At 66.1% G+C, this 17,763-nt stretch carries 9 protein-coding genes; 5 read left to right on the forward strand and 4 right to left on the reverse strand.

The window, feature by feature from the left end; genetic code table 11:
- Positions 1 to 16: 16 nt before the first annotated feature.
- The 5 genes from CH285_RS18875 (at position 17) to CH285_RS18895 (ending at position 7,010) form a co-directional block, all read left to right on the forward strand.
- A complete protein-coding gene (locus CH285_RS18875) occupies positions 17 to 1,282 on the forward strand; it encodes an MCE family protein (protein ID WP_094622919.1) in 1,266 nt (421 codons plus the stop codon).
- Complete coding sequence (locus tag CH285_RS18880; protein WP_032365276.1) at positions 1,279 to 2,526, forward strand: MCE family protein; 1,248 nt, start codon at positions 1,279 to 1,281, stop codon at positions 2,524 to 2,526. Before CH285_RS18875 ends, CH285_RS18880 begins: the two co-directional genes overlap by 4 nt.
- An 83-nt stretch (positions 2,527 to 2,609) precedes the next feature.
- Positions 2,610 to 3,287, forward strand: coding sequence for a hypothetical protein (locus CH285_RS18885; RefSeq protein ID WP_032365277.1), 678 nt, complete (start codon positions 2,610 to 2,612; stop codon positions 3,285 to 3,287).
- Positions 3,288 to 3,345: 58 nt separating this feature from the next.
- Positions 3,346 to 4,227, forward strand: a complete 882-nt coding sequence (locus CH285_RS28010) for a hypothetical protein (RefSeq protein ID WP_094643955.1) — start codon at positions 3,346 to 3,348, stop codon at positions 4,225 to 4,227.
- A gap of 212 nt (positions 4,228 to 4,439) precedes the next feature.
- On the forward strand, positions 4,440 to 7,010 hold the full coding sequence (locus CH285_RS18895; RefSeq protein ID WP_094644059.1) for an aminotransferase class III-fold pyridoxal phosphate-dependent enzyme: 2,571 nt from the start codon (positions 4,440 to 4,442) through the stop codon (positions 7,008 to 7,010).
- On the opposite strand, the gene CH285_RS18900 is transcribed toward CH285_RS18895, so the two are convergent.
- The 4 genes from CH285_RS18900 to CH285_RS18915 are packed head-to-tail and all read right to left on the reverse strand — an operon-like array spanning position 7,007 to position 17,577.
- Positions 7,007 to 7,621, reverse strand: coding sequence for a GNAT family N-acetyltransferase (locus CH285_RS18900; RefSeq protein WP_230073278.1), 615 nt, complete (start codon positions 7,619 to 7,621; stop codon positions 7,007 to 7,009). The genes CH285_RS18895 and CH285_RS18900 overlap by 4 nt on opposite strands.
- Complete coding sequence (locus tag CH285_RS18905; RefSeq protein WP_094643956.1) at positions 7,611 to 9,767, reverse strand: MMPL family transporter; 2,157 nt, start codon at positions 9,765 to 9,767, stop codon at positions 7,611 to 7,613. Before CH285_RS18905 ends, CH285_RS18900 begins: the two co-directional genes overlap by 11 nt.
- Complete coding sequence (locus CH285_RS18910; protein WP_094643957.1) at positions 9,764 to 11,140, reverse strand: aminotransferase class I/II-fold pyridoxal phosphate-dependent enzyme; 1,377 nt, start codon at positions 11,138 to 11,140, stop codon at positions 9,764 to 9,766. Before CH285_RS18910 ends, CH285_RS18905 begins: the two co-directional genes overlap by 4 nt.
- The gene (locus CH285_RS18915; protein WP_094643958.1) at positions 11,137 to 17,577 is read right to left on the reverse strand and encodes a type I polyketide synthase; all 6,441 of its coding nucleotides are present in this window, start codon (positions 17,575 to 17,577) and stop codon (positions 11,137 to 11,139) included. The genes CH285_RS18910 and CH285_RS18915 overlap by 4 nt, the downstream gene beginning before the upstream one ends.
- Positions 17,578 to 17,763: the final 186 nt, after the last annotated feature.

Below are 17,763 nucleotides of genomic sequence, written 5' to 3' on the forward strand. Positions count from 1 at the left end.
TCGGAATCGAGCTCGCGTGAAACGTTCGTTGACCCTCGGAGCCGGGTTGTGCGTGGTGGCGCTGTCTGCCGGCGCGTGCTCGTCGGCCGGCATCTATGCCATCCCGCTGCCCGGTGGTGCCGACGTCGGCGACAACCCGTTCAATCTGACGGTGCAGTTCGACGATGTGCTGGACCTGGTGCCGCAGTCGACCGTCAAGGTCGACGGTGTCCCCGTCGGTCGCGTCGACTCCATCTCGGTGCCGAACGACGGGTGGACCGCCGATGTCAACGTCATCCTGAACTCCGACGTGGATCTGCCGGCCAACGCGATCGCGTCGGTGCAGCAGACCAACCTGCTCGGTGAGAAGTTCGTGCAGCTCTCCGCACCTCCCGGTGACGAAGAGGCTGCACGTCTGCAGGACGGTGCCACGATCCCGCTCGATCGCACCCGCCACGCAACCGACATCGAGCAGGTACTCGGTGCCCTGTCGCTGCTGCTCAACGGCGGCGGCGTCGGGCAGCTCTCGCCGATCGTCAAAGAGCTGAGCACGGCGTTCGACGGTCGCGAAGGCAAGACCAAAGAGCTTCTGCAGCAGGCCAATACGTTGATCGACGGTCTCAATCAGCAGCGCGACGACATCACCCGCGCCATCGACGGTCTCGACACTCTCAGTGGTCGCGTCAACTCGCAGACCGACAAGATCGACGCAGTTCTCAAAGACCTGCCGATCGCGACGGAAGTTCTCGAGAAGCAGCGCCCGCAGCTCACCGAGATGCTCGGGGCACTCGATCGACTCGGGGCCGTCGGCACCGATGTCATCGATCGCTCCAAGGACGACCTGATCGCAGATCTGCGTGCACTGCGTCCGACGCTGCAGGCCCTGGCCGATTCCGCGGACGACGTCGTCACCTCGCTCGCGGTGATCCCGACACTGCCGTTCGCGGACGGCACCGAGAAGATAATCGAGGGCAACTCGGCCAACCTGTTCCTCTCGCTGGATCTCTCGATCGGTACGGCGCTGCGGAACTTCGGTGTGGGAGAGGGCGATCCGGTCTACATCCAGCCGAAGTACGGCAACACGCTGCCGGTCGTGGATCCGTCGAATCCGTACTACAACGGAAACGGCCCGCGTCCGGGCTGGCCGACGATCTCGCTGCTGCCGTTGCCGCCCATCATTCCGTCGCCGGTTCCCGGACCGGGTGCGCCTGCGGGTGAGGCCGCCGGTGCTGCCGAGCCTGCACCGTTCGACCCGTTGGCTCCCGTGACCGATCTGCTCGAACGATTCGGAGTTGGACAGTGAGATCGAAGCTCGTTCGCTTTCAGTTGGTCGCGTTCGTCGTGGTCGCCCTGCTCGGGCTGATCTACGTCGGTGGCAAGTACGTCCGCCTGGACAACATGCTCGGGTTCGGGCAGTACGAGGTCGCACTCAACCTGGCCGACTCCGGCGGCATCTTCTCCAATGCCGAGGTGACGTACCGCGGTGTGCCGGTCGGAACCGTCGGCGATCTGCAGTTGACGTCGGACGGTGTCCGGGTGGCACTCAAACTCGACAACGGTGGACCCGACATCCCGGCCGACACCAAGGCCGTCGTCGCGAACCGTTCCGCGATCGGCGAGCAGTTCGTCGACCTGCAGCCGCAGTCCGATCAGGGTCCGTTCCTGGTGGACGGTTCGGAAATCGCACAGGCCGACACCGCTACGCCGGTTCCGGTGGAGGACGTGCTCGCGAACACGAACACGTTGGTCAGGTCGGTGCCGCTGGACACGTTGACCAATGTGGTCAACGAGCTCGGTGTAGCGTTCGACGGCAAGGGCAACGACCTGCAGTCTCTGGTCGATTCGCTCGGGAACATCTCCGAGTCGGCCAACGAGGCTCTACCGCAGACTCTGTCGCTGGTTCGTGACGCGGTGCCGGTGCTCGACACACAGTCCGAGCAGTCGGATCTCATCCGCGAATTCAGCACGAGCCTGGATCAGGTGACGGCTCAGCTGAAGTCGAGCGATCCCGATATCCGTCGTCTCATCGATACCGGAACCGCTGCCGGAGACCAGGTCGGTGGTCTCATCACCGACGCAGGCCCGGCGTTGACGACCGATATCAACAATCTGGCCCTGGTCGCGGCTCAGGCCGAGCCGCGGACGGTCGCGCTCCGTCCGTTCCTGACATTCCTGCCTGCGCTCGGTGCCGGTATCTCGACCATCGTGCCGAACGACGGCACTATCCATCAGGGTCTGTTGCTCGAAACCAACAACCCGCCGCCGTGCACCGTCGGCTACGAGGGCAGCCAGGCCATCTTGGACGAGGAGAAGCGGAAGAATCCGAACTTCGACGAGACCCGGGAGAACTACCCGCTGAACCTCGATGCGAACTGCGCGACGCCGCAGGGCAGCGTCACCGGTGTCCGTAGCGCGAACCGAATTGTGTTCGCCGATCCGGACGTGCCGCAGCCGTGGGACCTCAAGCCCAAGGTCGATCCCGAGAAGCTCAACCTCAACCCCATCGCCACCCAGTTGGCACCGCTCCTCGGCGTCACGCCGAAGTAGCGGGACCGAAGGAACTGCTGCTCAGCACTACTATCGGGCCGAGAGCGGTTCGGCCGGATATTACCGAGTAGTAGGGTGACAGTGTGAACTCGAGCACCGAAACCCTGGAGTCGCCCGCGACTCCAGGGTCAAGCAAAACAGCAAAGATTCTGTTGGCCGTCGTCACGGTGATTGCCGTGGCGGCGCTCGCAGCGGCCGTGTTCTTCGGATACGGCTGGGGCACGGCGCTGTTGAGTGAGAAGCCCACCGCCGACACCCGCGATGCGGCGCTCACCGGCGCTCAGCAGGCTGCGGTCAACCTGAACACTGTGGATGCAGCCAACATCGACCAGTCGTTCGACAACATGAAGTCGTCGATCACCGGTGATCTGATGCTCAACGATCTGGAGCAGACCCGTTCGGGAATCACCGATCAGGTTCGTCAGTCCGGTGCCAAGAGCGAGGCCGAGGTGCTGCACGGCACCCTCACCGAGCTGAGCACCGACGAGAACACCGCAACGGCGCTCGTCGTCATCGCCACGACCACCACCTGGCCCGACCGGGTGGAGCGCAGCAAGCTGACCATGCGGATGGCCATGGAAGACGTAGACGGGGTGTGGAAGACCAACAAGGTCGATCCCATCGGTTCGCGGATCTCTCTCGACAACCCGAACACCAATCCCGTCATTCCGACGGAACCGGGTGGTCCCACCGACCCCAACGCGGTCGACCCCAGTACGGAAGCGACGCCGGCCCCCCAGCCGAACACCGGCGGCAACTGAGTTTGCCGGCAGCGCCGTCGTCCATCTGTACAGAAGTAAGCCTCGAAGGAGTTCTGCAGTGCCTCCCCAGCGTCGCAAGATCGTTCCCCCCACGACCACCAGCAAGGTACGTCGAAAGGTAGCCGGCACCGCCAAGCCGACGTCGGCCGAGACCGACGGACCGGCACCCGAGACCACGGCACCCGACACAACGGCACCCGAGACAGCGGCACCCGACACCACGGCTGCCGAGACAGCCGTCGGCACCACACCCGCGTCGGAGAAGCCCAGACTGGACAAGACAGATCCGGTCGAGACGGATACGGTCACGACACAACCGGCCGAGACGCAGCCCGTCGACACGCAGCAGGACAAGTCGCGCCCGTCCAGGGCCGGGCTGAAGAAACCGGTCGCGCCCACCTCGACCTCGACCGAGACGACCGAGACGACCGAATCGCCGAAGTCGGCGTCGGGTATCGGGTTCAAGCACGTGATCGTGGTCGCGGTCATCGCCGTGGTTCTCGGTGCTTTCGCAGCCGTCGCTGCATTCAAGCCGTTCGCGACGATCGACAACAAGGCGTGGGTGGATTCTTCGGCGACGCAAGAGGTGACGTCGGCAGCTACCGACGCTCTGCAGACCCTGTACACGTACAAGGCCGAGACCATCGATGCAGATTTCGATGCGGCGCGGGCGGTGCTCAATCAGTCGATGCTCGACGAGTTCAACTCCACCGCCGACACCACCAAATCTGCTGTGGTGCAAACCGATACCGGCACCGAGGCAATGGTCACCGATATCGGCGTCTCGCGACTCGAGGACGACAAGGCCGAACTGATCGCGAACGTCAACATCAGCGCTACTCAGAACGGCGTTGCCTCCGGCAGTGCGGAAGGCCCTCTGACGGTCAACATGGAGAAGATCGACGGCACCTGGAAGTTGTCGGCGATCGACGACCAGTAGACCCCGGCTGGTCGATACTTCGGCCCCGTCCGATGCAGCGTCAGCGCTGCTCGGACGGGGCTTTTCGTTGTTTTCACGGTCACCGTCGGTGTCCCTGGCCAGGTCTACCATCGCGTTTGCGTCCTGGCTTGGGGCGAGCCCTGGTTGTTCGGGACAACCATTCGATGCTCGACGGCCAGGGATGGATCCGATGAAAACGGAGCATGCTGGTCATGACTGACACGACAATCGATGTATCTGTAGTACCCGAGCGGTCGGGTCGCTCGGGATTTGCGGGCAGCGTCAATCCCGAGTTGTACCGACTGCTGACTGCACTGAATCTCGATCGCGAGTACGTCCGCGGCGACGGCACCGTGCTGTTCGATTCTGCGGGCCGTCGGTATCTGGACTTCGCGGGTGCCTACGGGGCGCTGCCGTTCGGGCACGGGCCGACGCCGATCTGGCAGGCGATCAACGATGTTCGGTGCAGCGGCGAGCCCATCTTCGTGCAGCCCTCGGTGCTCACCGCCGCAGGTGAACTGGCCGATCGTCTGGGGAGAATCGCACCCGAGGGATTGACGCGTACGACGTTCGTCAACAGTGGCACCGAAGCGACCGAGGTGGCGCTGAAGATCGCGCGGGCCCATACCGGCCGCCTCGGGGTGCTGACGACCGGGAACAGTTTTCACGGCAAGACGTTGGGGGCGCTGTCGGCGACGGGAAATATCAAGTACCAGAGTGGATTCGGGGCCCCGGTATCGGGATTCGACCACATCGCTTTCGGCGATGCAGAGGCACTCGAGGCAGCTCTGGCGGCTGCGCCGGATCACTATGCGGTGTTCCTCGTCGAGCCGATTCAGGGTGAGGGCGGCGTGGTGTGCCCGCCCGACGGCTACTTGCGGCAGGTCCAGGAGATCTGCAACCGCCACGGTGTGTTGCTCGCGCTCGACGAGGTGCAGACGGGACTGGGCCGGACCGGCCGGATGTTCGCGGCGGAGCACGAGGGCGTGATTCCCGACATTCTGACTCTCGCGAAGGCGCTCGGCGGCGGGATCGTGCCGGTGGGCGCGGTGCTGTGCCGCCCGGAGTTGGTGGGGGAGAGTTTCGCTCTTCGCCACACGTCGACGTTCGCGGGCAACGCCTTGGCCGCACGGGTCGGTCTGGCCGTCCTCGAGGAGTTGACCCGAGACGACTGCGCGGTGGTCACCGGAGCTGCCGCGCTCGGACGACAGTTGAAGAACGATCTGGCCGGCCTGGCCGAGAAGTATCCCTCGGTGGTCACCGAGGTACGTGGTCGCGGATTACTGCTGGGAATCGAACTCACCGCGGATGTGAACTTCGTCGGACGGCAGTCTCTGCTCGGTTCGATCGCGGATCAGCACAACCTGTCCGCGGTGATCTGCTCGTATCTGCTCAACGTCGAGGGCATTCGCGTGGCTCCGACTCTGTTCGGCAACAGGGTGATTCGTATCGAACCACCGTTGACGGTTTCCTCGTCGGCATGCTCGCGTCTGGTCGCGGCCCTCGATCGCGCGCTCGGCTACGCGGCCGAAGGGGACATGGACGGATTGTTCGGGCATCTGCTCGGGCGTCCGACTGTCGCCACTCCCGCGGCGCTCACGGCATTGCGTCCGGGCCGTACTCCCGACATCGCGGTACGGCCGGGCAATCGACGCTTCGCCTTCATCGCCCATCCTCTCGATCTCGGCTTCTTCGCTGCGTTCGATCCTGCGCTCGAGGTGTTCGACAATGCCGAGAGACAGGACTTGTTGGAGCGATTCGCTGCGTCGACGTCCGAGCTCGATCCGGCCTCGTTCGTCATCGGCAGCGGGCGGGTGTCCGGATTCGGAGACGCAACTGCGCACGGCGACCTGATCGGGCTGCCGTACACCTCCCAGCAGTTGCTGCAGCTGCCGACCGAGCGTGCGCTGGCAGTGGTGGGCGGAGCCGTCGAACTCGCGATCTCGCGCGGGGCAACCGTGGTCGGACTCGGCGGGTACTCGTCGGTGATCACCGGAAACGGGCTGGGTCTCGGTGCGACATCTCGGCCGATCACGACGGGCAACACCTTCACCGCGGCCGCGAGTCTGCGGGCCGTCCGACGTGTATGCCAGGAACGGGGTATCGATGTCGCTCGCGCGCGGGTGACGATTCTCGGTGCGGGTGGGGCGATCGGACGGACCATCGGCAAGCAATTGGCGGGTGAGGTCGGCAGTATCGCGTTGGTGGGCAGGCGCGGCGAGAACTCGGTGATCGCGCCGAAGTTGTGGGCTGCGGCGCAGGAGATGGTGGCGAGTGCCGGTTCGGGTTCGGGTGACCTGGCGGTGGCTGCCGCCGAGGTCGACGGCGACCTCGACGATCTGATCCGTTCGCGGCACATCGAATTCTTCACCGATCCTGTTGCTGCTGTGCGGGATTCGTTGATCGTCATCGCGGCGACGTCGGCTCCGCAGTCGTTGATCGATCCGACGGACCTGATGCAGGGGGCCATCGTCTGCGACGTGGCGCAGCCGCCGAACATCGGCCGGGACGTCCGCGGTGAACGGCCGGACGTGACGGTGTTCGACGGCGGAATCGTGCGGGTGCCGTCGGGCTCGGACTTCGGTTTGACGTACGGGTTGGCTCCGGGGCTGACGTACGCGTGCATGGCCGAGACGATGCTGATCGCATTGTCGGGCGAATTCGCGCTCCGCAGCATCGGGACCACTCTGGACGGTGAGAATGTCGAACGGTTGGGTGCGCTGGCCGACGTTCACGGCTTCACGCTCGCCGAGGCCACCCGGTGGCGTCAGGACGCTCACTAGGTGACCGGGGCCGGAGGTCGTGAGAGCAGGTGGACCTCCGGTCCCGCCGCGCCGATGCGGGCGGTTCCCCATGGCACAAAGCCCATCGCCGTCCAGAATCCGAGGTTGCCCTCCTTGCAGATTCCGTACAGAGGTCGGCCCTCGCGATCGGTGCGCGCCTGCACGTGGGCCGACAGCGCAGCACCGACACCGGATCGGTGTGTGGACGGTTCGACGCCGAGGTAGACCCACAGCACAGCGTCGGGGGCGGGGGAGTTCTCGGTCAGGAGCCGATCCATCTCGATGCCGGCCCGGGTGCCGGAACCCATGGCCCACAACAGATGTAGACCGGACACCAGCTGCCGCCACCGCGGTGTCGCGGGGGCGTCGTGTGGATGCCACAGTGACACTCCGACGATGCGGCCGTTCTCGACGGCGAGGTCGGCCCCACCTGCGGGAATGTAGCGGTGGCGGATCAGTGCGGCCATCATGCGCCGCTGTTTGCTCGGGCGGCTGGACGCGTCCGGGAAGAAGTATTCACTGACCGGGTCGTCGTCCTGGAAGGCGCGCGCCATCATCGCGGACATCTCGGCGATGTCTGCTGTGGTGGCCGTTCGGATCTCAATGGGCACGGCTGGTCTCCTCTGCGGGCGAGTGCGGACGTGGTGTGGCCTGCGGTCGCTTTGGGGTGGGGCGCAGCCACCAGTTGGCGTTGCCCATCGACGCGACGAGCGCGGGCACCAGCATCATGCGCACGATGGTGGCGTCGATGACGAGACCGACGATGATGCCGATACCCACGAGCCGCATCATGGCGAGTTCGGACAGCGAGAAGAATGCGGTGACGGTGATGAGCAGTAGCGCGGCGGCCGTGACGACGCGTCCGGTGTGGGCGGCACCGATGCGGACGGCGTCCCGGGTGGTGGCTCCTGAATCGTGTGCTTCGACGATTCGGGAGAGCAGGAAGATCTCGTAGTCGGTGGACAGGCCGAACACCACGGCCATGATGAGGATGCTCATCGTCGACTGCAACGGGCCCGGGGTGACGCCGATCCACTCGGCACCGTGGCCGTCGACGAAGATCCAGGTGAGCACTCCGAAGGTGGCACCGAGGCTGATCGATGCCATCGCAATTGCCTTGACGCTGAGTACGATCGAGCGGAACGCCACCGTCGTCATCACGAACGTGGCGAGAACCATGATGGTCAGCATCCACGGAAGCGTCGCGTAGATGGCGTCCATGCCGTCCTGGCTCTGCGCGGTGCCGCCGCCCACGCGCAGTGTCGTCCCGGTCGGGGCCGGGATCGACCGGATGGAGTCCAGTGTCTCCAGGGCACCTGCCGTGCGATCGGGTGAGCTCATGATGGCGTCGACGACGGTCAGATTGTCCACGGTTCCGCCGGGGACTGCTGCAACGACACCGAGTGACGCGTCGATCGCTCTGGTGACTTCGGCGACCGCTGCGGGACTCGGTGGGGAGTCGGTGTCGGATTCGACGAGGACGGTGACACCGGTGTTCGCGAGCGGGAATTCGGTGAACAGCTTCTCGGTGGCGATTTTTGCGGACGCGTCGGAGGGGAGGCCCGTGTGGTCGAGATCGCCCAACCGGGCACCGAGAATCGGCGCACTGAGCAGTGCAAGTATCGCGACAATGGCTACGACGACGAGCACCGGTCTGCGCATGACACGGTCTGCGACCGTGCCCCAGAACCGCTGGCCGCGGGCGTCGCCTCGGTCGATCGCGCCCCTGCGCCAACTCCACGAGTCGATACGGTGTCCGAGGATCGCGAGCGCTGCGGGCAGTGCGGTCAGTGAGATGACGGCAGCAACGGCCACCGCGGCCATGCCGCCGAAGCCGAGAGATCGAATCATCGACTGCGGGAAGATCAGCATGCCCACGAATCCACACACGAGCAACAGGGCCGAGAATGCCACGGTTCGGCCTGCGGTGAACATCGTGCGGCGCACCGCATCTGCCGGGTCTCGGCCGTCACGTAGTTCCTCGCGGAAACGCGTGATGACGAACAGGCTGTAGTCGACGGCCATCCCGAGTCCGACGAGCGAGGCGATATTGGTGGCGAACACCGATACTTCGGTGACCTCGTTCAGTGCTCGCAGTACGGCGAGCGATGCCACGACGCTCATGCCGCCGATGACCAACGGCGTTGCGGCAGCGACGAGTCCGCCGAAGATCAGCAGCAACAGGACGAGCAGAATCGGGAACGTGATGGTCTCGGCCCGCACCAGATCCGCTCGCGCCTGCTCGTTGTAGGCGTCGGCGATGGCCGAGAAGCCGCCGAACTGCACGGTCGCGCCGTCGATCGTCAACTCCGCGCGCAGGTCCCGGTAGGTCTTGACGCGTCGGTCCTCGTCGCCGGTCAGCGTCAGGACCGCGAGTGCGGACCGGCCGTCGAACGATCGCAGACCCGACGCGAACGCGTCGGGCACGGTCCAGTAGGTGATGGGAGCGCGGGCGAGCAGTCCGTCGTCGATGCCGTCGAGGCGACCGAGAACGGTGTCGCCGATGTCGTCGATGGAGCGTCCGTCCGTCGGGGTGTAGACCACCGCGACGTCGGGAACCTTTCGGCCGAAACGCGATTCGACCAACGCGTCCACTTCGGCCGATTCACTGGCCGGGTCGGTGTACCCGCCCAGGCTCAGTTCGTCGACGACACCGATGCCCCACACACCCGCGGCCAGCACGAGCGCGACCACGGTGACCAGTACCCACCGCGCACGTTCGACGACGAAGTCGACCGGGCCGGTGCCGGTGGTCACGACGCACCCGGGGCGCCGACGCCGTCGACGAAGGACGCCAGTGCGGTCAACGCGGCGTCGATCTGTGCGTGCGTGTGTTCGCTCGAGAGGAAGAACCGAAGCCGTTCCTGGCCCACCGGTACCGAGGGATAGGTGATGGCGTTGACGTTGATGCCCTGGTGCAACAGTGCGACGCAGGCCAGTACGGTTCGTTGGGTGTCGCCGATGACGATCGGCAGAATGGACGTGCCCTCGGCGGTCCCGGTGTCGAACCCGTGAGAGCGTGCGCGGGTGAACGCATAGCGGCCGTTCTCGCGCAGGCGTTCGACACGGTCCGGTTCGGCGGTGAGCACGTTCAGCGCCGTGTTCGCCGCTGCCACTGCGGACGGCGCGGGTCCGGCGGTGAACATGCTCAATCCCGGTGCGGAGTACTTGAATCCACGGATCAGCTCGCGGGAGCCGGCCAGGAACCCGCCGACGCTGCCGAGGGCCTTGGACATGGTTCCCATCCACACGTCGACGGCGTCGCCGGGCAGGTCGTAGAGTTCGCGGATGCCGAGGCCGCGCTGACCCAGTACGCCGAACGCGTGTGCTTCGTCGACCATCACGGCGCAGTCGTAACGCCGGGCCACGGCGATCAACTCGGGGAGTAGGGCGACGTCGCCGTCCATGCTGTAGTGGCTTTCGAGAATCACCATTGCGCGTGCGAAACTGCCGCGCGACATCTTCAGTATCGCCTCGAGCGCATCGGGGTCGTTGTGACGGAACAACACTCGTCGACACCCTGCCCATTCGGTTCCCGAGACGATGCTGCTGTGGACCAGGGTGTCGCACACTGCCAGGTCACCTTTGCCCAGCAGATAGCCGACCGCGGCGGCGTTGGTGAGGTACCCGCTTGCGGTGATCACCGTGTCGGCGACGTCGTAGGTGCGGGCGAGCGCCGACTCGAACTCCTCGTAGAGCGGAATCTGACCGCTCACGATGCGGCTGCCGGACACCGAGGTTCCGTAACGATCGATCGCGTCCTTGGCTGCGTCCATCACGCGCCGGTCCGAGCTCAGGCCCAGGTAGTTGAAGCTGCCGAAATTGATCATGTCGCGGTCGAGCTGTCGGATGGTTGCTCCGGCCGTGCCGTCGTGCGGCAGGTACAGCGGGTTGGGCACACCGAGTTCCGCGAACATCCGGTCGACTCCGTCGAATTGCGCGGTGGTCGCCGCGACGTCGGGATGATCGGCCAGAGACCCGCTTCGCTGCCCCTTACCGTGCCCGGCGGCGGCAGGTTCGGCGGCGGTGGGTCCACGACCGATCGACTCGGGGCCGGTGTCCACGTTCACCGTGGAGTACCCGCCGCGGGCGAGCAGCCTGCGAGCGATCTCGCGTGAATCGACGCTCATGGTGCGACCGCTTCCAGAGGTGCGGACGGGGGCACGGTAGATGCGGCGTTAGCCGCGGCGGCATTCCTGGTGATGCTCGCGGCGAGTTTCGCTCCGATCGCGGCAAGGCCTTGACCACGCCCGAACTCCAGCACCGACATTTCGAGACCCACGGATTTGCCGACCCGAGCGGCGAATTCGACTGCCATCAGTGAGTCGAGGCCCAGTTCCGGTAACGGTGTCGAGGTGTCGACTGCATCCGGATCGATGCCCATGACGGCTGCGAGCTGTTCGGCCAGAACGAACGTCAGCACGTCCGCGCGTTGGTCCTCGGGCAGCGCGAGTATTTCGGCGTGCAGTGCGGTGACGCCCGACCCGCCGGTACTCGCTGCGGCGATGTGCGCTGCGAAGCGTGGAATGTGCGCGGACGCGGGGTTGGCGATACCCCATTGTTCCCAGTCGATTCCGACGACGGCCACGTGCGGAAGGTCCAGCGTCAGGCATTCGCCCAGATAGCGGGCCGCTGCGTCCATGTCGACATTGCGGAAGCCGAGCATGTCGAGGTATCGCACCACCTCCTCCGCAGTTTCCGCCATGCCCCCTCCGCTCATCGCGCCCCAACTGACCGTCAATGCCGACTTACCGCGGGCACGCCGGGACCAGGCGAGTGCATCGAGCACGGAGTTGGCGGCGGAATAGGACACCTGCGGGGTGCCACCGCTGAGGCTGCTCATCGAGGAGAACAGGACGAAGATCGCAGGATCGATACCGGCGACGTCGAGTGCGCGATCGAGATTCAGTGCGCCGGTTACTTTGGGCGCGAACACTTCTCGAATGGACTGTTCGGTGATGTTCGCGACCGGCAGGTTGTCCACCACCCCGGCGGTGTGGAACACCCCGCCGAGCGGGGCGTCGGCGACGGTGCGTCCGATCAGTTCGGCCACTGCGTCGTAGTGCGAGATGTCCACGCGTTCGGCGACCACTCGTACTCCGGCTGCCTCGAACGCGGCGAATCCCGCGATGGCGGTCTCGGTGGTTGCTCCGCTGCGCCCGACGAGTACGAGGTGTCGTGCGCCCTCTGCGACGAGCCAGCGCGCGATCGCCATTCCGAACGCGCCGAATCCACCGGTGACGATGTATGCGGCCGTGGGATCGATGCGTACGGTCGGGACCTCGGGCCGGACCGAGGGCATGTCGTCGTCGAAGGACAGTACGACGCGGCCGGTGTGAGTGGAGCGCACGACAGCGTCGAACGCGTCGGCGACGCGAGCGAGCGGGTACGTCGTGTACGGCAGTGGTGTGTACGTGCGGTCCACCAACCCCGCGATGACGGCCTCGGTGACCTGCCGCGCCAGAGCCGGCTTGAACTCGAACATTCGGTCCATGTCGACGGCGAAGAAGGTGAGATTGCGATCGAACGGGGCGAGGTCCAGCACGCCGCCGAAGTAGATGTCGGCTTTCCCCAGCTCGACGATGCGGCCGAATTCTGCTGCCACATGCAGGTTCTGGGCCATGATCTCACCCGGCGAGGAGTTGTAGACGACGTCGACGCCTCGTCCGTCGGTCAGCACACGAATGTCGTCGGCGAAGTTCAGTGATCTGGACGCGAGCACGTGGTGAGCACCGGCCTCGGTTGCGACTGCCCGCCGCTCCTCGGTTCCTGCGGTCGCGATCACCATTGCTCCGAGTCCGCGGGCGACCTGGATTGCGGCCAATCCCAATCCGCCCGCGGCACCGTGGATCAGGACGGTCTCGCCGGGTCGAACTCGGGCGAGATCGAGTAGGCCGAATCGCGCGCACATCAGCGGCAGGATCGACGAGCACCACCCGAACTCCCAGTCGGACGGTACCTTCGCCGAGCCCCCTTCGTCGGCGTCCAGGGTGACGAAGCGCGCCATGATGTTTCGTGAGCACAGACCGATGTGATCGCCCGGTGCGATGCCGTCCACATCCGGTCCGACGCGCGTCACGACACCGAGTCCGCCGAGCCCGAGTGTCGTGCCGAAGTAGGTACCCGCGAGTTCGCGCTCGGTCAGCACTCCCATGACCTTGAGCGGATCCTTGTAGTTGATGTCGATTGCGCGGACCTGAACCTCGATCTGGCCGGGGCCGGGCTCCATGCGCGCTGTCGCGCGAAAGGCGATATCGGACAACATCTTCGATGCCGGAGCCTCGATCGCGAAGGACGCCTCCCGGTCCAGTAGCGGGGCGGGTGTATCGCGTAGCGCCAGGTGGTCACGCAAATTGCTGCGCAGCCTCACCGCCCATCGAGAACCCTGGCGCAGAGCCACCTCGTCGGCATCGTCGCCTGCGTAGGGCCCGAACGCGATCGTCTCGGTCACCACCTGCTCGACGTCGGTGTCGGCTTCGGTGTCCACCAGACGCCACGCGGCAGGGGATTGTTCGTTGCGCAGTGACCGTCGGGCACCGACGAGGCCGGAGTGGGTCAGGTGCGCGCCGGCGGGATCGCCCGGCATGCAGAAGGCCTTCTCGGTCACGATCACCGCGGTGACGGACCCCGGCTCGGAGGCCGGCCCGTTCGAGTCGCCGTACAGCGCGTTCTGCACGGTTCGTGCGATGGTGGTCAGGGCATGCACGGCCGACGCCGGGTCTGCGAACTCGCCGGCGACGGCGACGACGGTGGCGCGGTCGACACCGTCGGCCTCGAGGCCGGTACGCAGGATTCTGGTCAGGTCGGTGGCGTCGAAGGTGTTCTGCGCCAACACCACCGATGTTCGGCGGGCGCGGGCGATGGCCTCGGCGCGCGTGTGTGCTCGGCTGTCGGCTGCGGCGTCGCCCAGCACGACGACCAGAGCGAAGTCGCGATCTGTCTCGGCTGCGGGCATCGGAGCATCGCGGTTGTCCCGCAATTCCCACACCGGTTCGTAGAACAACCGGTCCAGTTCGGTGTGCAGCGACTGCGGCGGCGCAATCGGTTTGAACTCGACGCCGCCCAACGCGACCGCGGCCCGGCCCTCGTCGTCGGTCACCGTGATGTCGGCTCGCATCGGGTCGGATCCCGTCCGCCGCACCACGACGACGGCATGGTCGGTAATCGGTCCGTACCTGCGGACGGACGCGATGGTGGCCGGAACCACTGCGCCGCTGCGGTCCCCGGCGGCAGCCGACGAACCCAGCGCTGTTCCGGGCAGCGCAGCAGTTCCAGCCAGTGCAGCAGTTCCGGCCAGCGCAGCGACGCATTGCAGCGCGGTGTCCAGTACCGCGGGATGCACCAGGTGACGGGAGCCGGAGTGACGGCCGGCGTCGATGACGGCGACGACCGTGTCGGTGTCGATTCGGGCGGTGACGATGCCCTGGAAGGCCGGTCCGTAGTGCAACCCGGCCGCGGCGAGCAGCGGATACAGCGCGTCTCCGGTGATCTCGACGGCGGCGTCGGAGATCTCAGCGGCGACGAACGGGGCGTCGAATCGCCCCTCCACGAGGCGGCCCGTGGCGTTGACGGTCCACTGGGTGTCGGCCGCCGACCGCGAGCGCAGCACGAATCTTCTCGTCGAGTCCTCCACCGAGATCTGCAGAACGGGAACGTCGTCGGCGTCGATCACCAGCGGGGCGACGAATTCCACGTTCTCGGCTGCGGCCTCGGGATGTCCGGTCCGCGCGGCCGCGGCGCTCAGTGCGGCGTCGAGGTATGCGGTACCGGGTAGCAGCACGAGACCGTCGACGACGTGATCGCGCAACCACGGAAGTTGGGCAACGGCCAGTTCGACGCTCCAGTGGGAACCGGCCGCGTCGGAACGTTCGCCGAGCAGGGGGTAGGTGTCGGGGGCACCGAACCTGTCGAGAATCGAGGATTCGGGCTCGGACCAGCAGCGTGTGCGTTGCCACGGGTACGCGGGCAGCTCCCTGTGTGGCGATACGACTGCAGAGCCGTCGAAGCAACCGCTCGCGTACAGACCCTGGATTGCGGCCGTCAGGCTCGATCGGTCGTCCGCCCCACGGACCAACGTTCCGATCGACGTTCCGGTCTCGCCGGCTCGGATCAGGATTTCCCTGATGTTGCCCGAGAGCACCGGATGGGGGCCGACTTCGAGGAAGACGCGGTGGCCGTCGGCGACGAGAGCGGCCATCGTGTCGGCGAAACGCACCGGGCGTCGAACGTTGTCGCACCAGTAGCTCGAGTTCCACTCTGCGCCGGTGACGCGTTCTGCCGTGACCGCCGAGTACAGCGCGAGGCCAGGGACCTGTGCATCGATGGTGCGCAGGGCCGAATCGATCTGCGCAAGAATGGGATCCATGAGGTGGCTGTGGTACGGCACCTCGACGTGCAGCATCTTGGCAAAAACTCCGCTGCCGGTGAGTGTCTCGGCGAACGCTGCCAAGGCTGCCGTGTCGCCTGCCAACGTGACCGCGGTCGGGCTGTTGATCGCGGCCACCGAGATCTCCGCGGACACGCCGTGCTCCTGGATCCGGGCCATGGCATCGTTCTCGGACAACCCGACGGCCAGCATGCCGCCGGAGCCTGCGGTGGTGGCCTGCAATCGGGCGCGGTGGTAGCTGACGAGCAGGGCGTCGTGGAGGCTCAGTGCTCCGCTGACATAGGCGGCGCTGACCTCGCCGACGCTGTGTCCGACGACCGTGGTCGGTGCTATACCGAGGGAACCGAGCTCGGCGACGAGAGCGACCTGGACGAGGAAGTTCGCCGGTTGCGCGATCGAGGTATCTGTGACCCGGGATGCGTCTTCGTCCCGGGTCAATTCCTCGATGATCGACCAACCGGCGATGTCGACGAACGCAGCATCGACGAGCCGTGCGACACGGGCGAATTCGCCGTCCGCGAGCAGCAGTTCGCGGCCCATGGCCCACCACTGCGGGCCCATGCCGCTGAAGACGAACACCGGCGCCGCGCTGTGGCCGACGACGGTGTGGGCGGTCGACCCACTGCCGCCCGCGAACGAGACCAGGGTGCCGAGCAAGTCGTCTGCATCGGTGTAGGGGAGTGCGGCCCGGACAGGGTGGTGGGCTCGACGCGACCACGCGGCCGAGGTGAGCGCAGGTAGTTCGTCCGCGCGGCCGGAATCGATCAGATCCTGCACCGTGGTTCCGAATGCCGCGGCGGACGCACGTGCGGCCGTGTCGGTCCGTCCGGAGACGGGGAACAGCCGAAGTTCGACGGTGTCGTTCGCAGGTCCGGTGGCCGGCGCGTCGGGCTGGGCCGGTGCCGCAGACATCACGACGTGTGCGTTCGTACCGCCGTATCCGAAGCCGTTGATGGCCACGTACGGGTCTGCATCGGCGAAGGGTTCCGCGGTCACCGGAATGCGAATGTTCAGCTCGTCGAACGGGATTGCCGGATTGAGCGTGTGCAGCCACGCCTGCGGCACGATGGTCCGGTGGTGCAGCGTCAGCGCCGATTTGATGAGGCCGGCGATGCCCGCGGCCGCTTCGGTATGCCCGATCGCGGCTTTGATGGACCCGACCACCAGCGGGCTTTCGCGTCCGTCGACCACGCCGTAGGCTCCGCCGAGCGCCTCGAGTTCGAGCGGGTCTCCCACCGCGGTTCCCGTGCCGTGCGCTTCGACGTAACCGACCCTTCCTGGTTCGATACCTGCTTCCGCGCACACTCGGGTCGCGAGTGCGTGTTGCGAGACGGGATTGGGGACGGGAATGGCGATGGTGCGCCCGTCCTGGTTCACGCCGGAACCTCGAATCACCGAATAGATCCGGTCCCCGTCCGCGATCGCATCCGCCAGGGGGCGAAGCAGCACCATGCCCGCGCCTTCGCCGCGGCCGTATCCGTCGGCGGCGGCGTCGAAGGACTTCGATCGGCCGTCGAACGAGAGAAACCTGCCCTTGCACATCGAGACGAACGTCTCGGGGCGGAACATCGCATTGGCTCCGCCGACCAGGGCCATGGTGCATTCGCCGCGCTCGAGTGCGCGGACGGCCTGGTGGACGGCGACGAGGGACGACGAGCATGCGGTGTCGATCGTCATGGACGGTCCGACGAGATCGAGCGCGAACGAGATGCGGTTGGAGAGCAACGTATGCGAGGAACTGGTGGCGCTGTGCGAATTGATCTGGGCGCGTGCGGAACTGGATGCGCGCAGCCCGGCCGAGTCGTTGGTGAATCCGCCGACGAACACTCCGATCGGTTGCCCGCTGACCCGGCCTGCGTGCCCGGCGTCGTCGAGCGCTTCCCAGGCGACTTCGAGTAGGAGACGTTGCTGAGGGTCGGTCACCGAGGCCTCGCGAGGCGACATTCCGAAGAATTCGGGGTCGAAGTCCCACAGCGACTGGGTCAGGAATCCGCCGCGTCGGGTGTAGGCGCGTCCCGGCGCGTCGGGATTCGGGTCGTAGAAGCGATCGGCGTTCCACCGATCCGCGGGTATGTCGACGATGCCGTCGCCCTTGTCGAGCATGAACTTCCAGAAGCTGGGGCCATCGTGTACCCCGCCTGGGAATCTGCATCCGATTCCGACCACTGCCACCGCGACCATGCTGTCCCCCCGAGAGACAAAGAGTTGTGTTGTGCGAATGCGTTTGTTGCGCAAAAGAAAAGACGCGCGTCGACGAATCGAACCCCCTCGTCGACGACCCCCGTTGCGACAAAGTGAATACAATCAGACCGCGGGCCGGATTTCCATAGCAACCGAGGGGTTGCGTCGATCGGGTCGGTCTGCATG

Source organism: Rhodococcus sp. 05-2256-B1 (genome assembly GCF_002258465.1).
GTDB lineage: Bacteria > Actinomycetota > Actinomycetes > Mycobacteriales > Mycobacteriaceae > Rhodococcoides > Rhodococcoides fascians.

What these genes read in the sequence shown, in the direction of transcription:
- CH285_RS18895 (WP_094644059.1), top strand. Translation starts at nt 4,440, where the DNA reads ATGACTGACACGACAATCGATGTATCTGTAGTACCCGAGCGGTCGGGT.
- CH285_RS18910 (WP_094643957.1), bottom strand. Translation starts at nt 11,140, where the DNA reads ATGAGCGTCGATTCACGCGAGATCGCTCGCAGGCTGCTCGCCCGCGGC.
- CH285_RS18915 (WP_094643958.1), bottom strand. Translation starts at nt 17,577, where the DNA reads ATGGTCGCGGTGGCAGTGGTCGGAATCGGATGCAGATTCCCAGGCGGG.